Origin of the sequence: Rhodococcus sp. IEGM 1341, assembly GCF_030056895.1 — a bacterium.
In the GTDB taxonomy this organism is placed as follows: domain Bacteria; phylum Actinomycetota; class Actinomycetes; order Mycobacteriales; family Mycobacteriaceae; genus Rhodococcoides.
In genome coordinates this window covers 1-18,576 of sequence record NZ_JASHKV010000012.1, presented here as the reverse complement: position 1 = coordinate 18,576, position 18,576 = coordinate 1, and the positions used below count along the sequence as shown (strand labels likewise).

Genomic DNA, 18,576 nt, shown 5'->3' with positions numbered 1-18,576 from the left:
TGAGATCGGGTGATCCCACTGCGTACCATCGCCGGTCGTGTCGAGTGCGAGATCGAGGTCAAGAAGTCGAGGTTTCTCGCGGTCGTCGATCGCGCGGCCACGGAAGCCGAGGCGCGAGCTGTGATGGAGGCGTCCCGCAAGGCCGATCCTGCTGCCGGACATCACTGTTCGGCGTTCATCGTCGATGTGTCGCCGCCGGATCCGCGCATCGAGCGATCCAACGACGACGGCGAACCGAGCGGTACGGCAGGTACACCGATGCTCGACGTGCTGCGCGGGCATCACCTGACCAACGTCGTCGCGGTCGTCAGCAGATATTTCGGCGGAACCAAGCTGGGCACCGGCGGACTGGCCCGTGCCTACGGCGGCGCGGTGACCGAGGCGTTGTCCGGAGCGATGTTCCTGACCCGGGAACGACGCGAGATCATGACTCTCGAACTCGACCACGCCGAGGTCGGTCGTGTGGAATCGGAATTACGCGGGCACGGGGTTTTCGTGGTCGGCACCTCCTACGGCGCGTCCGCGGTACTGACCGTCGCGGTTCCGGACGCCGATTCGACTGCGGCGCTGGTTGCTTCGCTCACTGCGGGGCGAGTGATCCCCGAGCTCGACGGCCACATGTACGCCGAGATTCCCGACTAGCACACGGTCCCGACATTCTCGGGTCGCACGGGCCCCGATTCGGGTGCTTCATCCACAGGCCGGCCGGTTGTCCACATTTCGCCGACTCGTTCACCACGGACGTCTTCCGCGTAGCAGTGTCGATATCGATCGCAACCACGCGACATCGATCGAGGGGGAACACACCATGTACGAAGCACAGTGCGCAGTTGTCGGAACGGTCATCACCAATCCCGTAAAGCGCTCCACACCCACCGGCGACGAGGTCCTCAGCTTCCGGATGGCCAGCAACGCCCGACGTCAGGATCGCAACACCGGCGAGTGGACCGACGGCGGAACCCTCTACCTGACGGTCACGTGCTGGCGTCGCCTCGTGCGCGGCGTCGGAGCATCGCTGATGAAAGGCGACCCGATCATCGCCTACGGGCAGCTGCGGACCAACGAGTACACCAACCGCGACGGGGTCGAACGCGCCGATCTGGAGATGCGGGCCAGCGCCGTCGGACCGGATCTCGCGCGCTGCAATGTCTCGATCCATCGGACGAAAGCGGTGGCACCGGAGGCTGCGACGGACGGCGATCCGGGAGCTACCGAACCTGTGGACGAGGATCGGGACCACGATCGCATCGAGGACGACGTGCGCGAGTCCGTTCCGGCTTGACGGTCTCCCGGTATCCGCCGTCCGCGCTGCATCGGAACCTCGATCGAGTGCGGGCGGCGGCTGCGCGCTCGGGCGGTGGTGCCGGAGACCCACTCGCACCGATAAGCTGGCCCTCATGGCTGAATTCATTTACACCATGAAGAAGGTGCGCAAGGCGCACGGCGACAAAGTCATCCTCGACGATGTGACGATGAGCTTCTATCCAGGAGCGAAGATCGGCGTCGTCGGCCCCAACGGCGCCGGTAAGTCCAGCATCCTCAAGATCATGGCGGGAATCGATCAGCCCGGAAACGGTGAGGCATTCCTCGCTCCCGGTGCCTCGGTCGGCATCCTCATGCAGGAACCGGTCCTCGACGACACCAAGACCGTTCGCGAGAACGTCGAGGACGGTCTGGGCGAGACGATGGTCCAGCTCAAGCGCTACAACGAGATCGCCGAGTTGATGGCAACCGACTACTCCGACGAGCTGATGGAAGAGATGGGCGAGCTGCAGGAAAAGCTCGACCATGCCGATGCCTGGGAGATCGACTCCCAGCTCGAACAGGCCATGGACGCGCTGCGCTGCCCGCCGCCCGAGTCGCCCGTCACCAACCTCTCCGGTGGTGAGAAGCGCCGCGTGGCGCTGTGCAAGCTGCTGCTGAGCAAGCCCGACCTGCTGCTGCTCGACGAGCCCACCAACCACCTCGACGCCGAGAGTGTGCTGTGGCTCGAACAGCACCTGGCCGCATACGCAGGCGCTATTCTCGCCGTCACTCACGACCGGTACTTCCTCGACCACGTCGCGCAGTGGATCGCCGAGGTCGACCGCGGACACCTGTACCCGTACGAGGGCAACTACTCCACGTACCTGGAAAAGAAGGCCGAGCGTCTCGAGGTCTCGGGCAAGAAGGACCAGAAGCTGCAGAAGCGCCTCAAGGACGAGCTCGCCTGGGTTCGTTCCGGTGCCAAGGCACGTCAGGCCAAGAGCAAGTCTCGTCTGGCTCGCTACGACGAGATGGTGGCCGAGGCCGAGAAGACCAGGAAGCTCGACTTCGACGAGATCCAGATCCCCAACCCGCCGCGCCTCGGCGACGTCGTGGTGGAGGTCAAGAGCCTGGACAAGGGCTTCGACGGCCGCGTGCTGATCAAGGATCTCTCGTTCACGTTGCCCCGCAACGGCATCGTCGGCGTCATCGGCCCCAACGGCGTCGGTAAGACGACGCTGTTCAAGACCATCGTCGGGCTCGAGGAGCCGGACGGCGGCGAGGTCAAGATCGGTCAGACCGTCAAGCTGAGCTACGTCGACCAGAACCGCTCGGGCATCGACTCGAAGAAGACGGTGTGGGAGACGGTCTCCGACGGTCTGGACTTCATCACCGTCGGCAGCTCCGAGTTCCCGTCGCGTGCGTACATCAGCTCGTTCGGGTTCAAGGGCCACGATCAGCAGAAGCCTGCCGGAGTGCTCTCCGGTGGTGAGCGGAACCGTCTGAACCTGGCGATGACGCTCAAGCAGGGCGGCAACCTGATCCTGCTCGACGAACCGACCAACGACCTCGACGTCGAAACGCTCGGATCTCTCGAGAACGCTCTCGAAGAATTCCCGGGCTGCGCCGTGGTCATCTCGCACGACCGGTGGTTCCTGGACCGCACCTGCACGCACATCCTGGCGTGGGAAGGTGGCTTCGGCGACAACGAGGCCGCGTGGTACTGGTACGAGGGCAACTTCGAGGGCTACGAGGCCAACAAGGTCGAACGCCTCGGACCCGACGCGGCTCGCCCGCATCGCGTCACGCACCGAAAGCTGACCAGAGACTGACATGTCGGCGAAAACCTTCACCTGCACACTTCAGGTGCGGTGGGGTGATTCCGACCGTCTCGGCCACGTCAACAACACCCGGTTCGTCGAATACCTCCAGGAGGGCCGCGTTCGGTTCCTGAACGCGGTCTTCGGGGGTCCGGGTGTGCGCGGCGCAGCGGTGGTGCGGAAACTCACCACCGATTTTCTGCATCCGATTCTCGACGACTCGGGTCCGCTGACGATCGAGCTGTGGATCACCCGCATCGGGACCACCTCGTACGGCGTCCGGCACGTGGTGACCGACCGGGACGGAAAAGTCTGCGCGGATGCCGAAGCACTGATGGTCGCCTTCGATCTCGCGACGTCTTCCTCTCGTCCTTTGTCGGAGGACGAGAGGAACCTTCTCGCGGAGTATCTCGTCGCGAAGTAGTTCGCCACGCGCCGGCTCAGCGAGGTCACTGCGGTAAAAGGGTGTTCGACACTAAGGTCGAGGAGTCATCGACGACCGGCGATCGGCGGGCGTCGGGAAAATCCTCACGAGGGAGTACTCGAACACCATGCCACGCTCGCTGGACCTGCCCGACAACGACTGGGCCGACGGCCTCGACGACCGACTCCTGGCCGAGCTGGCGACACTGCGTACCGAATACTTCGAGCATGTGGACACGACGGCCGTCGGGGCGTCCGCGCACACTCCCGACACCACGTCCTTTCACCGGCACGTCCGGTTGGCCGCTCAGCGGCTGCCCGAGACCGCAAACGTAGCGGTGCACCGCCCCAGCGAGTCGAGTTCGGCCGCCCATCAGGCCGCGGGCAGCTATCTGCAGATCGTCACCGACGACATGCCGCTCCTCGTCGAGTCGGTCATCTCGCTGCTGTCCAGACTCGGCATCGAGTACACCGACGTTGTCCATCCCATTCTGTCGGTCGCCCGCGACGCGGACGGCGAGCTGACAGGTCCGATCGCCGACGGTCGACGCGAATCCTGGATTCACGTCCAGCTGCATCCGTCCACGTCCGCGGAGGCCCTCGACCGCGTGGAGTCGGAGGCGAGCCGGGTGTTGGCCGACGTGCGTCAGGTCGTCGGCGACACCGAGCGCATGCGTCGGGTACAGGCCGAGGTCGCCGATCTGCTCGACGGCGCGGCCGAGCGGGCCGGTGATGCGGAGTCCGACACTGCCGTCGAACATCGCGACGCAGCCGCGTTGCTGCGCTGGCTCGGCGACGGTCACTACACGCTCCTCGGCTACCGCCGGTACCGGCTCGGCGGCGTCGACGGTGCACGGACGTCCACCGGGGAGGAGTCGAGCAGCCTCGGGGTGTTGCGCGATGCGGCCCACGACGTGGACGGTTCGGAGCCGCTCGGTCAGCGCGACCTGGTCGCCCTGACTCAGGGACCGAGTCCGGCCACGGTGCACCGCGCCGTCTACCCCTACTTCGTCAGTGTTCTCGACGCCGAGAACTCCGCCGAACACCGTTTCGTCGGCGTCTTCACCGTGACGGCGCTGCACGAGAACGTGCTCGACATTCCGGTGATCGAGCGTCGGGTGCGCTCGGTGATCGCCAGGGCCGGTCATGATCTCGGGTCGTTCTCGGGTCAGGCGATGCTCGAAGTGCTGCAGTCGATGCCGCGCTCGGAACTGTTCGCCACCTCGGCGTCCTGGCTGTTCGAGACCGCGAGTGCTGTTCTGGCACTGGGCCGTCGGCGCAAGGTCAAGTTGTTCGTGCGGCCCGATGCCGGCGGATCCTTCGTCTCCGCCCTGGTGTACCTGCCGCGAGATCGCTACACCACCCGTGTTCGGCTGGCCATTCAGGATCGGCTGCTCCGTGAGCTCGGCGGCACCTCTCTGGACTACACGGCGCGCGTGACGGAATCGGACCTGGCGCTGCTGCACGTGACCGTCCGCCGGACGCCGGGAACGGCATCGACGGAGCTGGCCGCCGAGGACATCACCCGGATCGAGGCGGCTCTCACCGAGACCACCAGAACCTGGGAGGACTCCCTCGGCGACGCGGTCTCGCTGGACCGCACCGTGGACCCGCTGCGGATTCAGCGCTACACAGAGGCGTTCCCCGAGGCCTACAAGCAGGACTTCAGTCCGGCTCGGGCCGTGACCGACATCGCTCGCCTCGAAGGGCTCGGCGACGAGTCGATCGACATGCAGCTCTACCGCCACGAGCAGTCGGCCGTGGGTAGCTGGCGGTTCTCGCTGTACATCGGCGGCGCGGGTGTCTCGCTGTCGCAGGTGTTGCCCATCCTGCAGAGTCTCGGCGTCGAGGTCGACGACGAACGGCCGTACCCGGTGGTGCGGCCGGACGGAATGTCGTGCTGGATCTACGATTTCGGGCTCTCGGCCTCGCGCGAGATGCTGCGTTCGGCAATCGACGGTGACATCGACGCGGAGTTGTCCGAGGCGGGCACCGCCGATCGCGAGAGTCGAGTGCAGCACCGATTCACCGATGCGTTCGCGGCGGTGTGGAGCGGCGAGGCGGAGGCCGACCGGTTCAACGAGCTGGTCATGCGCGCCGGCCTGCACTGGCGGCAGGCAGTGGTGTTACGCGCGTACGCGAAGTACTTGCGCCAGGCCGGTTTTCCCTACAGCCAGTTCAACATCGAGGGCGTGCTGCTGACACACCCGCGCACTGCGCGGCTGCTCGTCGGGTTGTTCGAGGCGCAGTTCGATCCCGAGGCGAGTTCGGAGGAGAACGCGCAGTCGATCGGCACCCAGCTGGGTGAACTGATCGACGAGGTCGTCAGTCTCGACGCCGACCGAATTCTGCGCAGCATGTTCGAGCTGATCCGTGCCACCCTGCGCACCAACTACTTCGTGGTGGGGGTCGACGGCGAATATCGCGAGTACCTCTCGCTCAAGTTCGATCCGCAATCGATCGCCGAATTGCCCAAGCCGAAGCCGAAGTTCGAAATCTTCGTGTACTCGCCCCGCGTCGAAGGTGTGCACCTGCGATTCGGAGCCGTTGCCCGCGGCGGACTGCGCTGGTCGGATCGACGGGAGGACTTCCGGACCGAAATCCTCGGACTCGCCAAAGCCCAGATGGTCAAGAACGCCGTCATCGTGCCGGTCGGAGCCAAGGGCGGATTCGTCGTCAAGAGGCCCCCTGCCGTGACCGGTGACGCCGATCGAGATCGCCAGGCCCACGCCGAGGAAGGCAAGGCCTGCTACCGCCTGTTCATCGCCGGGCTGCTCGACATCACCGACAATCTCGACCGCGCTACCGGAACGGTGACGGTTCCCACCGGAGTCGTGCGCCGCGACGGAGACGACACCTATCTCGTCGTTGCCGCGGACAAGGGCACCGCGACCTTCTCGGACATGGCCAACGACGTTGCCGCGAAATACGGTTTCTGGCTCGGCGACGCCTTCGCGTCCGGTGGTTCGGCGGGCTACGACCACAAGGCCATGGGCATCACCGCCAAGGGTGCGTGGGAGAGCGTCAAACGCCACTTCCGTGAGCTCGGAATCGACACGCAGAGCCAGGATTTCACAGTCGTCGGCGTCGGCGACATGAGCGGGGACGTGTTCGGCAACGGCATGTTGCTCAGCCGGCACATTCGCCTGCTCGCCGCGTTCGATCACCGGCACATCTTTCTCGATCCCGACCCCGAGCGTGAGTCCTCGTTCGCCGAACGGGAGCGGTTGTTCGCACTGCCGCGGTCGTCGTGGGCGGACTACGACACCTCGCTCATCAGTGCGGGCGGCGGCGTGTGGGAGCGGACGCGCAAGTCGGTCCCGATCAGTGCGGCGGCGCGCGCCGCCCTCGGGCTGGGGGATTCCGTGGTCGCGCTGTCACCGCCGGAGCTGGTGAACGCGATCCTTCGGGCCCCGGCCGATCTGCTGTGGAACGGCGGAATCGGTACGTACATCAAGGCGTCCACCGAAACCAATGCCGAGGTCGGTGACAAGGCCAACGACACGGTGCGGGTCGACGGAATCGACGTGCGCGCCGCCGTGGTGGGGGAGGGTGGCAACCTCGGAGCCACCGCACTGGGCCGCATCGAATACGCCGCTGCCGGAGGCAAGATCAACACCGATGCCGTCGACAACTCCGCGGGTGTCGACTGCTCCGATCACGAGGTCAACATCAAGATCCTGTTGGAGACGGCCATCACCAACGGCAACCTCGCGCGCGAGGATCGGGACGAGCTGCTCGCGTCCATGACCGACGAGGTGGGCCGGCTGGTGTTGTGGGACAACATCATGCAGAACGAACTGCTCGGCACCTCCAGGTTCGACGCACCGAGCCTGGTCACCGTGCACAGTCGGGTGATCGAGGATCTGGAAGTGCGCCGAGGTCTCGACCGCGAGCTGGAGGCGCTACCGACCGAGGCGGATCTACGGCGTCGCAAGCAGGACGGCCGCGGGCTGACCTCGCCGGAACTCGCGACGTTGATGGCTCACGTGAAGCTGGCGTTGGAGGCGGAACTGCTCGACAGTGAACTGCCCGACAGTGACGTCTTCGCTCCGCGGCTGCCCAAGTATTTCCCCGAGCCGCTGCGAGAGCCGTATGCCGCCGCGATCACCACGCATCCTCTCCGGCGACAACTGGTGGCTACGACGCTGGCCAACGAGGCCATCGACTGCGGTGGCATCACGTTCCCCTACCGATTGACCGAGGATTCGGGTGCGGCAGGCACCGACGCCATCCGTGCCTTCGCCGCCGCCACCGAGATATTCGGACTCGACGAGGTGTGGAACTCGATCAGGGCCGCGGACGTGCCGACTGCAGTCTCGGCCGAACTGTTGCTCGAGTCTCGCCGCATGCTCGACCGTGTCTCGCGCTGGCTGCTGGCCAACCGTCCGCAGCCGTTGGCCGTCGGTGCCGAGATCAGTCGGTACGCCGGTCAGGTGCGGGCACTGCAACCGTCGGTGTCCAGGTGGATCTCCGGGCATCAAGCCAGCGACCTGGACTCCCGATCGGCTGCGGCGATCGAACGCGGCGCGCCGGCCGAGCTGGCGCGCCGGATCTACGGCTTGCTCGATGTGTACTGCCTACTCGACATCATCGATATCGCCGACATCGTCGACCGGGACGGAGCCGAGGTCGCCGAGCTCTACTTCGCCCTCGATGCGCACATCGGTATCGACTGGTTGCTCACCGCGGTGTCCAAGCTGGCCCGCGGAGACCGCTGGCATTCGTTGGCGCGCTTGGCTCTTCGCGACGATCTGTATTCCTCGTTGCGGGGAATCACGCAGGCCGTATTGGCGGGCGGCGAGCCGGACGAGTCGGTCGCGGAGAAGATCGCCGAATGGGAGTCGACCAACTCGTCTCGTCTGGCGAGGTCTCGTGCGGCGTTGACCGAAATCGCCGAGTCGGGAACCCTCGACCTGGCCACCCTGTCGGTCGCTGCCCGACAGGTCCGCAACATGGTGCCCTGACCTCCCGCACCACATCGCCACGGGCGATACCGCCGATACTCGACCGAGAAGAGGAAACGACCACGTGAGTGTGCCCGACGCCCATCTGTCCGACAAGCGACCTGAAACCGAGCGAGTGGGCTTTCATGCCACCGTGGACGTGCGGTGGTCGGATATGGATGTGTATCAACACATCAACCATGCCCGGATGGTCACTCTCCTCGAAGAGGCACGCATTCCCTGGCTGTTGGTGGACGGGAGGCCGACGGCGAACCTGCGCCACGGCGCGGTGATCGCGGATCTGCACGTGAAGTATCGAGGCCAGCTCCGGCACGAGGACGGCCCCCTCGATGTGTTCATGTGGATCGACGCGGTGCGGGCGGTGGACTTCGTCGTCGGATACGAGGTACGAGCCCGGGGAGCGTCGTTGGACACTCCCGCGGCCGTGGTGGCCTCGACGCAGATTGCGGCGTTCGACATCGATGCGCAGCGGCTGCGCCGGCTCACTCCCGAAGAGCGTGAGTTTCTCGTGAGCTGGCAGCGTGTATGAGCGCGTACTGACCGTTCCCGATGCGGTCGAGCGGGAGAACCTGGCGACGTTCTGCACCAGGGCGCTGCGTTTGGACGAAGCTGCGGTGATCCGTATGCGGACCCGAGCGGGAGGAGGTGTGTCCTGCTGGGCTGCAACGGGTTTCGATGCTCTTGCGGCTCGCGTCATCACTGGGACCGTGGTGCCCGACGACACGAGTGCCGGTGCCGACGTGTTGGTCGCGGCGGTGCAGCAGGCGACCGACGGTGTGATCGACCCGGGCTTTTCGATGGATTCCGCCTGGCGCGGAGCCCTGCCACCGGACGGCGGCTTCGGCCATCTCGACGATGTGCCGGCCCGGGTGCTCGTGGGGCTCGCGCAACGCGGCGTTGCACTGGCCAAGGAGCACGGCAGCAGTCACGGCCCGCCGAGTTCGTTGCTCGAACAGGAGGTGCTGCACGTCGCGGGCGAGAACGACGACGTCTCGATCTCCATGCGGACGGTATTCGCGCTCACTGCAATGGGTTTCGTGCCGCACAGTGGCAGCGACCCGTTGACCGTCGACGTCGACCCGGATCGGATCGCGCCCGACGAGGTGGTTCGTGTGCGGGTGTCGAAGGTCTGGCTACGTCTCGATGCCCGCTACGGCTCCGTCTTCGCTCGTCGCGCGGGACAACAGTTGTCGCTCACCGTCGAGCGTTAGACGAGCCACGCAGCGGCGTTCGCCGGAAGCCTGCCGTCCACCAACGGCGCACTGGCCAGCAGTAGCTCGCCGGGAGGCAGCGGGATCGACTCCTCCGACGCGTTCAAGGCGCAGATCAGGCCACCGCGTCGACGAAATGCCAGGCAGCCGGGAGGAGATCCGTACCAATCGACTCCGCTACCGGTGAATTCCGGACGTAGAGCCCGCAGCTCGAACGCCGTCCGATAGAGGCTCAGCATCGAATCGACGTCTTCGAGTTGCGCCTCGGCGGTGTACCCGTCCCATTCCGGTGGCATCGGCAACCAGGTTCGATCGGTGGAGGAGAACCCGAACGGTGGTGTGTGCCCCTCCCACGGCATCGGCACTCGGCAGCCGTCGCGGCCGCGCTCTGCGTGCCCGGATCGCTCCCACACCGGGTCCTGCAACGCACTGTCGGGCAGTTGTACGTTCGGCAGCCCCAGTTCGGCACCGTTGTACACGAAAATCGTTCCGGGAAGCGCCAATTCGACGAGGATCATGGCGCGCGAGCGCGCCCGACCGAGATCCCCACCGCCGTACCGGGTGACCTCACGCTCGACGTCGTGATTCGACAGCGTCCACGTCGGAGTTCCGTCGACCAGTTCTACTGCGGCAAGGGAATTGGAGATGGCATCGCGGATGGTTGCGGCGTCGAAATCGACACTGGCCAGCCGGAAGTTGAAACCCAGGTGCAACTCGTCAGGCCTGATGTACTCGGAGAAGCGCACGTTGTCCTGCACCCAGATTTCGCCCACGGTCACCGCTTCGGGGTATTCGTCCATGACGGCTCTGATGCGTCGATGCAGGTCGTGGACCCGAGGATTGTTGAACCGGGGATCGTCGTCGTCGTTCTTCATCAACGCGTTGAGTTCGAGACTCATGTCGGCCAGGTCGACTGGTTTGGCCATACCGTGTGCCACGTCGAGCCGGAAGCCGTCGACGCCGCGAGAAAGCCAGAATCTCAGGGTGCGCGCGAAGTCTTCGAACACCTCCGGGTTGTTCCAGTTCAGATCCGGTTGCTCGGGCGCGAAGATGTGCAGGTACCACTGGCCGGGGGATCCGTCGGGCTCGGTGATCCGCGTCCAGGCCGGGCCACCGAAGATGCTCGGCCAGTTGTTCGGCGGCTGCGCACCGTCGTCACCACGTCCGTCTCGAAAGATGTAGCGAGCACGCTCGGCACTACCGCGTGCCGCCGTCAGGGCAGATCGGAACCACGGGTGCTCGCTGCTGGTGTGATTGGGCACCAGGTCCATCGTGACCTTGATGTCGCGCGCATGAGCTTCGTCGACCAATGCGTCGAAGATCTCCAGGTTGCCGAACAGGGGGTCGATGTCACGGGGATCCGACACGTCGTACCCGTGATCGGCCATGGGCGACCGGGTGATGGGTCCGATCCAGACTGCGTCGATTCCCAGCAGCTCCAGGTAGCCGAGCTTGTCGCGAATTCCGTCGAGGTCACCGATGCCGTCACCGTTGGAGTCCGCGAACGAGCGGGGATAGATCTGGTAGAAGACGGCGTCCTGCCACCACAACAGCTCGGAGCTTTCGATCGGATCGGTCACAAGGGGCAATAGTGCCAAACGATCGGCCACGGAACGATTCAGGGGCGTTGGGGCATGACAGGAGGCAACCTCGTACGTCAACGAACAGTAAAGCTTTGTGCTCATTCACATGACCGACTCGTGCCGGTTCGTTGGGAAAGTGTTGTATGTTCTGCTCCTGGAACCAGTAGCGGCGGAAGCCGCGCCCGACGGTGAGGACGCGACGGAAACCATGATCACTTCGACCATCGAAGCCGTACGACTCGGCGATATCGCGCTCGACGACAGCCCCATCGAGCCGACCTGGATTCTCGAAGGAAGCCCGCAGGCTCGCCTCGCCGAGTGGTCGAAGAGCATCGACGGCACCACCACCACCAACGTGTGGGACTGCACGGCAGGACGCTTCCGGTGGTACTTCGCCGTCGACGAGATCGTGCACATCATGGACGGTTCGGTGACCGTCTCGAGTGAGGATCACGCACCGCGCACCCTGCTTCCCGGCGATGCCGCACTGTTCCGTGCGGGCACCTGGTCGGAGTGGCACGTGGAGAGCTACGTACGCAAGCACGCCATCCTGCGCCAGCACCTACCCGCTCCCATGAGCTTCGCGCTCAAGGTGGCCGGCTCCGTTCGCGCGCGGGTGGGCAAGCTCAAGGTCGCCGTCGGCGGCAAGAGCCCGCAGCGCGTCGGATCGCTGTAGCCCGCTGCGCTTTCGGGGCCGTCAGATCGCCGAGTTCATCATCGAATTGGCGGCCATCTCCATGTAGTCGATCAACTGGGCTCGGTGTGCGGAGTCCATGACCTCGGGGGCGATCGACGCGATCGCGATGTGCATGCAGCGCAGCCACGCGTCTCGCTCCATCGGTCCGATCCGAAACGGGTTGTGGCGCATGCGAAGTCGAGGATGGCCGCGCTCGTCGGAGTAGGTTCGCGGCCCGCCCCAGTACTGCTCGAGAAACATCCGCATCCGCCGTTCGGCCGGTGCCAGATCCTCCTCGGGGTACAACGGCCGCACTATCTCGTCCTTGGCGACTTCCTCGTAGAACTTCGCCGTGAGTGACCGGAACGTCTCGGCACCGCCTACCGCGTCGTAGAACGTCTGCTGCGGTTCGGTCATCACACTCTCTCTGTTCGTTCCTGGTCGGCGTCGGTCACGTTCATTGTCCCTCAGCTGCCTCGCTCGGCCACGACCCCACCCGGGCGACCCAGTGCGTACGGTGCCTTGATGTCGGCATCGTCGAACGCCTGGAGGATCTCCTGGTGCAGTCTGCGCTGTACGGCCCACTGGCGTCCGGGGCGGGTCTTGATCGTGATGCGGATGGTGACGGTGTCGGCGCTGACCGCGTTGACACCGAGCATCTCGGGCGGTTCGAGGATGTCATCGGCGAAGTCCTTCGATTCCACCACCGCCAGCGTGGTGCGTTCGGCGACTGCGCGGGCCTCGTCGATGTTGGCCGTGTGGGACACGGGCAGATCCAACACGGCGACCGCGAAGCCCTGACTCATGTTGCCCACGCGCAGCACCTCGCCGTTGCGGCAGTACCACACGGTGCCGTTGACGTCCCTGATCGTCGTGACGCGTAGCCCGACGCTCTCGACCGTGCCGGTCGCTTCACCGAGGTCGACGACGTCGCCCACTCCGTACTGGTCCTCGAGGAGCATGAAGATGCCCGAGAGAAAGTCTCGGACCAGGTTCTGCGCACCGAAGCCGAGGGCGACGCCGACGATCCCGGCCGAGGCGATGAACGGAGCGACGTTGACCCCCACGACGTCGAGCACCGACAGCACGAACCACGTGAGAATCATGACCGAGACGGCGGACTTGAGCACCGAGCCGATCGTGTTGGCACGCTGTTTGCGTCGCTCGTTGAGAATCGCGCCCTTGACGGTGCTCGACGAACGCTCGCGCAGCGGACGCAGCAGCGTCGGAGACTTCCCGACGTTGTTGCGGGTGAATCGATCGATCAGTTTGTGCAGGACGAGGCGCAGCACGATGGCGAGGGCCAGATAGCCAAGGGCCTGCAGCGGACGATCGACCAACCAGTCGCGTCCGGTCTCCGTCAGCTCGAACGCTCGGGTGTCGAGATCTCGCAACAGCGACGGTTCGGAGAGGGACGATGCGGACAGGAAGGTTGATACAGACACCCGAAAAGTCTACGGAGACGCAGAAATCTTGCCAGTCACGCAGCGCATGGAGCCGTCGTTCGTCGTTCGTGAACGCGAGGATGCGAGATGTTCACCGATCGGCAACAGAAAATGCCGGGAAAAAGGCTGTGCGAGGAGGGTGCATTCGTGTTCCACTGTGACTCGTGTTCCACGCAAGCCATGCGCGGGCGCCGACTGTTTCTGGAGCAACGCATGAAGAATTCGCAACACCGCCATCGACAACTCCCGCCCACTGAGGGCCGCACCACGCACGACCAGCGTGAGACGGCCTCGGGGGCTTCTCCGCTGCGTGTGGTGCCGACGGCCCACAGTGCCACGGGCGACGACGCCGTACCGGCGTGGGTCAAGCGCCGTGTGCTGCTCCTCAATGCCACATTCGAACCACTGACCGCGCTTCCGATGCGCCGGGCGGTGGTTCTTCTCGTTTGTGGGAAGGCCGACGTGGTGCACGACGATCCGGAGGGGCCGTTCATCCGGTCGGCCGACCGCTCGGTGCAGGTCCCGTCGGTGATCAGACTGCGGACGTTCGTCCGTGTTCCGTATCGAGCCCGGGTACCCATGACACGACAGGCGCTGATGCACCGCGATCGGTTCCGGTGCGCATACTGCGGAAGCAAGGCCGAGACCGTCGACCACGTGGTTCCGCGTAGCCGCGGAGGTGGCCACTCGTGGGAGAACTGTGTCGCCTGCTGCGCCTCGTGCAACCATCGCAAGGCGGACAAACTGCTCAGCGAGATCGGCTGGACGTTGCGCGCCCAGTTGGTGCCGCCGAAGGGTCCGCACTGGCGACTGTTGGCGACGACGAAGGAGCTGGATCCCAGTTGGCTCGCGTACCTCGGTGAGGGCGCTGCCTGACTCGGGCACGCCTGCACTTTTCGGTCACAACACCGGCCCCGACGTGGTCCGACGCGCAATTGTCGACTAACGTCACACCCTGTGAGCATTTTTGAGACCACGCTGATATTCGGGGTGATTCCGGTTGCGGTGATCGGACTCCTCGGCGCGTTGTCCTACTTGACCGACAAGCAGCCCGGTATGGACGTTCCGCCCTACCGACTGACGGACGAGTGGACGCGCGAGCCATTGCTGTGGACTGCTACGGACGAGGTGACTCCTTTCGGAGGTCACGGTTCGCACGGTGCCGACACAGCCGACTCGATCGGAGGTTCCGCAAGTGGCAAGTGGTGAACTCGTCCGCAGTGACGTCAGAGAAGAAGACCTGCCCGTCGGTGCTGCCCTCACCGCGAGCGGCCGCATCTCGGCTGCTCACGAATTCGGGACGACCAACCCCGAGCACCTGCCGTTCGCGACGCAGGACCTGGTTGCACTCGACGATGCACTCACGCAGGCGATTCGACAGACCAAGATCCGGTTCAACGTCTACATCGGTGATCTCGGCGTCGATCCCGCTGCGGGTGCGGATTCGGTGTTCCCCGGCACACCCGATGCCATCCGTTCGGTCCTGATCGCCGTCGACCCCAATCGGCATGCTCTCGAGATCCGCACCGGCAGGCGAGTGTCCAACCGTGCGACCGACCGGGTTGCACAGTTGGGTGTCACCGCCGCGCTCGGTCCGTTCCGCGACGGCAATCTCATCGACGGTCTGGTCACGGCCGTCCGGGTGATGACCGCATCCATCCTCAGCCCGTAACTCTTCACCTCCCGACCGCGCTTCCACGACGAGGGCCGGTTGTCCACCTCGCGGTGGGCAACCGGCCCTCGTCGTCTGTGCCGTCGAGATCAGCTCGCGTCGAACTCCCGCGCAGCGAGAGCGCGGACGACGCCGGCCCTGCCCTCGATCACCAACCGTCGAAGTGCGGGTGGCAGATCGCCGTCGAGGAACTCGTCCGCGGCCGCCAGTGACTGCTCACTGATCGACCAGGATGGGTACAGCCCGATCACCACGGTCTGCGCGACCTCGCTGGATCGACGAGACCACACACCTTCGATGGCGTCGAAGTAGCGAGCGACATACGGTTCGAGCAGCTCGCCCTGACCTGGGCCGGCGAAGCCGCCGATGATCGAGCGAGCGGTGATGTTCGGCACCGCGTCGTCGTCGACCACTGTGGTCCACGCCTGTTCCTTGACCTCCGCGCTCGGGCGTGCAGCACGTGCCGCCGCAGCCGATCGAGCCCCGGCAGCTGTGTTGTCCTTGCCCGCCTCGGCGTCGATGACCGGCGATTGAAGTCCATCCGCGTCGATGGCCCCGGCACCGGCCAGGGCCGTGACGATGCGCCACCGTAGATCGGTGTCGACTCCCAGACCGGACAGGGACTGACCGTCGACGTCACCGTCGAGCAATGCGCGCAGCACCTCGATGTGGCGATCGCCGAGTTCGATGCCGGTGAGGGCGTTGACGAAGGCCAGCTGGTGATCCGAGCCTGCCTCGGCCCCGCGGGCCAGCTCGAGCAGAGCGTCGGCGAACTCGGGGGTACCGTGTTCGGCCGCCCACGCCGGATCGGCGTAGCTGGTGATGGCGGTCTGCGCTTGAAGCAGAAGACGTTGCACCACACCCACTTCCGTCTCACCGCCGATTCCGCGCTGGACGAGGGCAACGAAGTCTCGCGCCTTCATCTCGGCGGATCGAGTCATTTCCCAGGCCGCCGACCACGCAAGGGTGCGGGGGAGTGGTTCGGCGATGTCGCCGATTCGGGAAAGCAGGACCTCGAGTGAATCCGGGTCGAGACGCACCGCGCAGTACGTCAGGTCGTCGTCGTTGACCAGAACGAGCTTGCCGCGTGATACACCCACCAGCGCGTCGACATTCGTCGACTCGGCAGCATCGAGGTCGAGTTCGACGCGGTCGGTGCGCACCAGCTTGCCGTCGACGTCGTCGTAGATGCCGACCGCGATGCGGTGTACGCGATGCTCGCCTGCACCCGGGGCCGCACCGGTCTGCTGCACCGAGAAGCGGGTGAACTTGCCGTCGGCGTCGACGTCGAAATCCGGACTCAGGGTGTTCAGGCCGGTGGTGCGCAGCCACTGGGCGCCCCAATCGGACAGATCGCGTCCCGACGACTTCTCCAGTGCTGCAAGGAGATCCGAGAACGTGGCGTTGCCGAAGGCGTGATCGACGAAGTACGCCCGCAAGCCGGCGAGGAAGTCCTCCTTACCGACGTACGCCACCAGTTGCTTGAGCACACTCGCGCCCTTGGCGTAGGTGATGCCGTCGAAGTTGACCTCCACGGCCGCGAGATCGGGAATGTCGGCGGCGATGGGATGCGTCGACGGCAGCTGGTCCTGGCGGTACGCCCAGGCCTTCTCGACGTTGGCGAAGGTGGTCCACGCGTTGGTGTACTCGGTTGCCTCGGATTGGCACAGCACCGAAGCGAACGTCGCGAACGACTCGTTGAGCCACAGGTCGTCCCACCACGTCATGGTCACCAGGTCGCCGAACCACATGTGTGCCATCTCGTGCAGCACGGTCTCGGCGCGCCGCTCGTACGAGGCGCGTGTCACCTTGGACCGGAAGACGTAGTCCTCGAGGTACGTGACGGCACCGGCATTCTCCATCGCGCCGGCATTGAACTCGGGCACGAACAGCTGGTCGTACTTTCCGAAGGCATAGGGAGTGCCGAAGTTCTCGTGGTAGAAACCGAAGCCCTGCTTGGTCTCGGTGAACAGGCGCTCCGCGTCCATGTGCTCGGCAAGCGATGCGCGGCAATAGATTCCGAGGGGGATGGTGCCGTGGTCGTCGGTGTACGAGTCGGTCCACTCCGCGTACGGCCCGGCGATCAGCGCGACGAGGTAGGTGCTCATCGACGGGGTCGTGTCGAACACGTGCTCGCCCGCTGCAGGCTCGGCGGCGTGCGCGGCATTGGAGATGACGGCCCAGCTCTCCGGCGCGGTGACCTTCACATCGAAGGTGGCCTTGAGATCGGGCTGATCGAAGCAGGCGAACATGCGCTTGGCATCGGCGGTTTCGAACTGCGAGTACAGGTAGACCGAATCGTCGGACGGGTCGACGAAGCGGTGCAGACCTTCTCCGGTGTGCGAGTAGAGGCAGTCGGCGTCGATGACGAGCTCGTTGTGCTCGGCCAAATTCTCGAGTGCGAGGCCCGTCGACTCGTCGTAGTTCGCGGTATCGAGACCGGTGCCGTTGAGCGTCGCGGAGCGGATCGTGCTCGCGATGATGTCCACGAAAGTCGACGCCCCGGCGGTGGCCGCGAACGTGATGGTGGTGAGCGAGCGGAAAGTCTTCTCGCCCGGATTGCCCTCGCCGTCGGTGAGATCGAGAACGATCGCGTACTTCGTTTCCCCGATGATCGCCGAACGTTCGGAGGCTTGGTCACGCGTCAGGTTGGGAGCAACCACTTCAGTCGACACCTCTTCGTGTAGTTATGGATAGTGCCGTCCATCCCATCACGTCACGCGTACCCCGCGCTGGCCGACGGGCCGTGCGGAATGTCTGCGCGGTGTGCGGTTGTTACGCAATGAAGACACGATGACCTCGACTTCCAAGGAGTAGGACAGTGGCCGGTTCAGGACAGAAAGACACCGCGGATTTTTGGTTCGACGCACTGTGCCCGTGGTGTTGGATCACCTCGCGGTGGATTCTCGAAGTGCAGCAGGTGCGAGACATCGATGTGAACTTCCACGTCATGAGCCTGGCAGTACTCAACGAGGGCCGCGATCTGCCCGAGGAGTACGCCGCGATGATGAAGAAGGCCTGGGGTCCGGTTCGCGTTGCGATCGCGGCAGCCAAGCTGAAGGGTGACGAGATCCTCGACCCGTTGTACGCGGCCATGGGAACGCGAATTCACAACGAGGGCAACAAGGATTTCGACGTCGTGATCGCGGAGTCGTTGGCGGAACTGGACCTGCCCGGTGACCTGGCGAAGGCCGCCGAGAGCACCGACCACGACGAGGACCTGCGGACCAGCCATCACGCAGGTATGGACAAGGTCGGACCCGATGTCGGCACCCCGACCATCCACGTCAACGGCGTGGCCTTCTTCGGCCCGGTGCTCTCCCGAATCCCGCGTGGCGAAGAGGCAGGCAAACTGTGGGACGCATCGGTGATCTTCGCGTCGTACCCGCACTTCTTCGAGCTCAAGCGCAGCCGCAACGAGGACCCGCAGTTCGACTGATCGCGCTTCCCCTCGTGCGTGGAAACTCGTAGCAGGAGTGGGGCGGATTCGAGCGGTGGTCGCAACGGGCCTGATCATTAGGGATGTTTGCGATG

General features: G+C 65.0%; 16 protein-coding genes. 12 read left to right on the top strand and 4 right to left on the bottom strand.

Features of this window, described 5'->3' with window-relative positions:
* Window positions 1-9 precede the first annotated feature (9 nt).
* The 7 genes from QM615_RS20365 to QM615_RS20335 all read left to right on the top strand — a co-directional run bounded on the left by QM615_RS20365 (window position 10) and on the right by QM615_RS20335 (window position 9,666).
* Window positions 10-642, top strand: a complete 633-nt coding sequence (locus QM615_RS20365; protein WP_269593754.1) for an IMPACT family protein — start codon at window positions 10-12, stop codon at window positions 640-642.
* Between the two features lie 166 nt (window positions 643-808).
* Window positions 809-1,282, top strand: a complete 474-nt coding sequence (locus QM615_RS20360) for a single-stranded DNA-binding protein (RefSeq protein WP_269593755.1) — start codon at window positions 809-811, stop codon at window positions 1,280-1,282.
* A 115-nt stretch (window positions 1,283-1,397) separates the two neighbouring features.
* On the top strand, window positions 1,398-3,077 hold the full coding sequence (gene ettA / locus QM615_RS20355; RefSeq protein WP_032402531.1) for an energy-dependent translational throttle protein EttA: 1,680 nt from the start codon (window positions 1,398-1,400) through the stop codon (window positions 3,075-3,077).
* 1 nt (window position 3,078) lies between these two features.
* A complete protein-coding gene (locus QM615_RS20350; RefSeq protein WP_269593756.1) occupies window positions 3,079-3,489 on the top strand; it encodes an acyl-CoA thioesterase in 411 nt (136 codons plus the stop codon).
* A gap of 127 nt (window positions 3,490-3,616) precedes the next feature.
* On the top strand, window positions 3,617-8,455 hold the full coding sequence (locus QM615_RS20345; RefSeq protein ID WP_283347842.1) for an NAD-glutamate dehydrogenase: 4,839 nt from the start codon (window positions 3,617-3,619) through the stop codon (window positions 8,453-8,455).
* 64 nt (window positions 8,456-8,519) lie between these two features.
* Entirely contained in the window at window positions 8,520-8,984 is a 465-nt protein-coding gene (locus tag QM615_RS20340; RefSeq protein WP_068052572.1) for an acyl-CoA thioesterase, read from the top strand.
* Window positions 8,977-9,666, top strand: coding sequence for a DUF8010 domain-containing protein (locus QM615_RS20335; RefSeq protein ID WP_068052569.1), 690 nt, complete (start codon window positions 8,977-8,979; stop codon window positions 9,664-9,666). The genes QM615_RS20340 and QM615_RS20335 overlap by 8 nt, the downstream gene beginning before the upstream one ends.
* Here the strand turns inward: QM615_RS20335 and QM615_RS20330 are convergent.
* Window positions 9,663-11,246 carry a glycoside hydrolase family 13 protein gene (locus tag QM615_RS20330; RefSeq protein WP_283347841.1) on the bottom strand — a complete coding sequence of 528 codons (1,584 nt, stop codon included), beginning with the start codon at window positions 11,244-11,246 and terminating at the stop codon, window positions 9,663-9,665. The two genes, QM615_RS20335 and QM615_RS20330, sit on opposite strands and share 4 nt — an antisense overlap.
* 211 nt (window positions 11,247-11,457) lie before the next feature.
* Between QM615_RS20330 and QM615_RS20325 the strand changes: the two genes are divergently transcribed.
* Complete coding sequence (locus QM615_RS20325; protein ID WP_283347840.1) at window positions 11,458-11,925, top strand: cupin domain-containing protein; 468 nt, start codon at window positions 11,458-11,460, stop codon at window positions 11,923-11,925.
* A 21-nt stretch (window positions 11,926-11,946) separates the two neighbouring features.
* On the opposite strand, the gene QM615_RS20320 is transcribed toward QM615_RS20325, so the two are convergent.
* Together QM615_RS20320 and QM615_RS20315 are read right to left on the bottom strand one after the other, a co-directional pair.
* Complete coding sequence (locus QM615_RS20320; protein ID WP_094640235.1) at window positions 11,947-12,342, bottom strand: globin; 396 nt, start codon at window positions 12,340-12,342, stop codon at window positions 11,947-11,949.
* 50 nt (window positions 12,343-12,392) lie between these two features.
* Window positions 12,393-13,319 carry a mechanosensitive ion channel family protein gene (locus tag QM615_RS20315; RefSeq protein ID WP_502941899.1) on the bottom strand — a complete coding sequence of 309 codons (927 nt, stop codon included), beginning with the start codon at window positions 13,317-13,319 and terminating at the stop codon, window positions 12,393-12,395.
* 264 nt (window positions 13,320-13,583) lie between these two features.
* On the opposite strand from QM615_RS20315, the gene QM615_RS20310 reads away from it, so the two are divergent.
* The 3 genes from QM615_RS20310 (at window position 13,584) to QM615_RS20300 (ending at window position 15,042) form a co-directional block, all read left to right on the top strand.
* A complete protein-coding gene (locus tag QM615_RS20310; protein WP_176460278.1) occupies window positions 13,584-14,246 on the top strand; it encodes an HNH endonuclease in 663 nt (220 codons plus the stop codon).
* A gap of 81 nt (window positions 14,247-14,327) precedes the next feature.
* The gene (gene ctaJ / locus QM615_RS20305; protein WP_068052560.1) at window positions 14,328-14,579 is read left to right on the top strand and encodes an aa3-type cytochrome oxidase subunit CtaJ; all 252 of its coding nucleotides are present in this window, start codon (window positions 14,328-14,330) and stop codon (window positions 14,577-14,579) included.
* Complete coding sequence (locus tag QM615_RS20300) at window positions 14,566-15,042, top strand: DUF5130 family protein (RefSeq protein ID WP_149406254.1); 477 nt, start codon at window positions 14,566-14,568, stop codon at window positions 15,040-15,042. Before ctaJ ends, QM615_RS20300 begins: the two co-directional genes overlap by 14 nt.
* A gap of 89 nt (window positions 15,043-15,131) precedes the next feature.
* Here the strand turns inward: QM615_RS20300 and pepN are convergent, their stop codons facing one another.
* Window positions 15,132-17,705 (bottom strand): aminopeptidase N, encoded by a 2,574-nt coding sequence (gene pepN, locus QM615_RS20295; RefSeq protein ID WP_283347839.1) that lies wholly within the window; start codon window positions 17,703-17,705, stop codon window positions 15,132-15,134.
* A gap of 158 nt (window positions 17,706-17,863) precedes the next feature.
* On the opposite strand from pepN, the gene QM615_RS20290 reads away from it, so the two are divergent.
* A complete protein-coding gene (locus QM615_RS20290) occupies window positions 17,864-18,481 on the top strand; it encodes a mycothiol-dependent nitroreductase Rv2466c family protein (RefSeq protein ID WP_283347838.1) in 618 nt (205 codons plus the stop codon).
* Window positions 18,482-18,576: the final 95 nt, after the last annotated feature.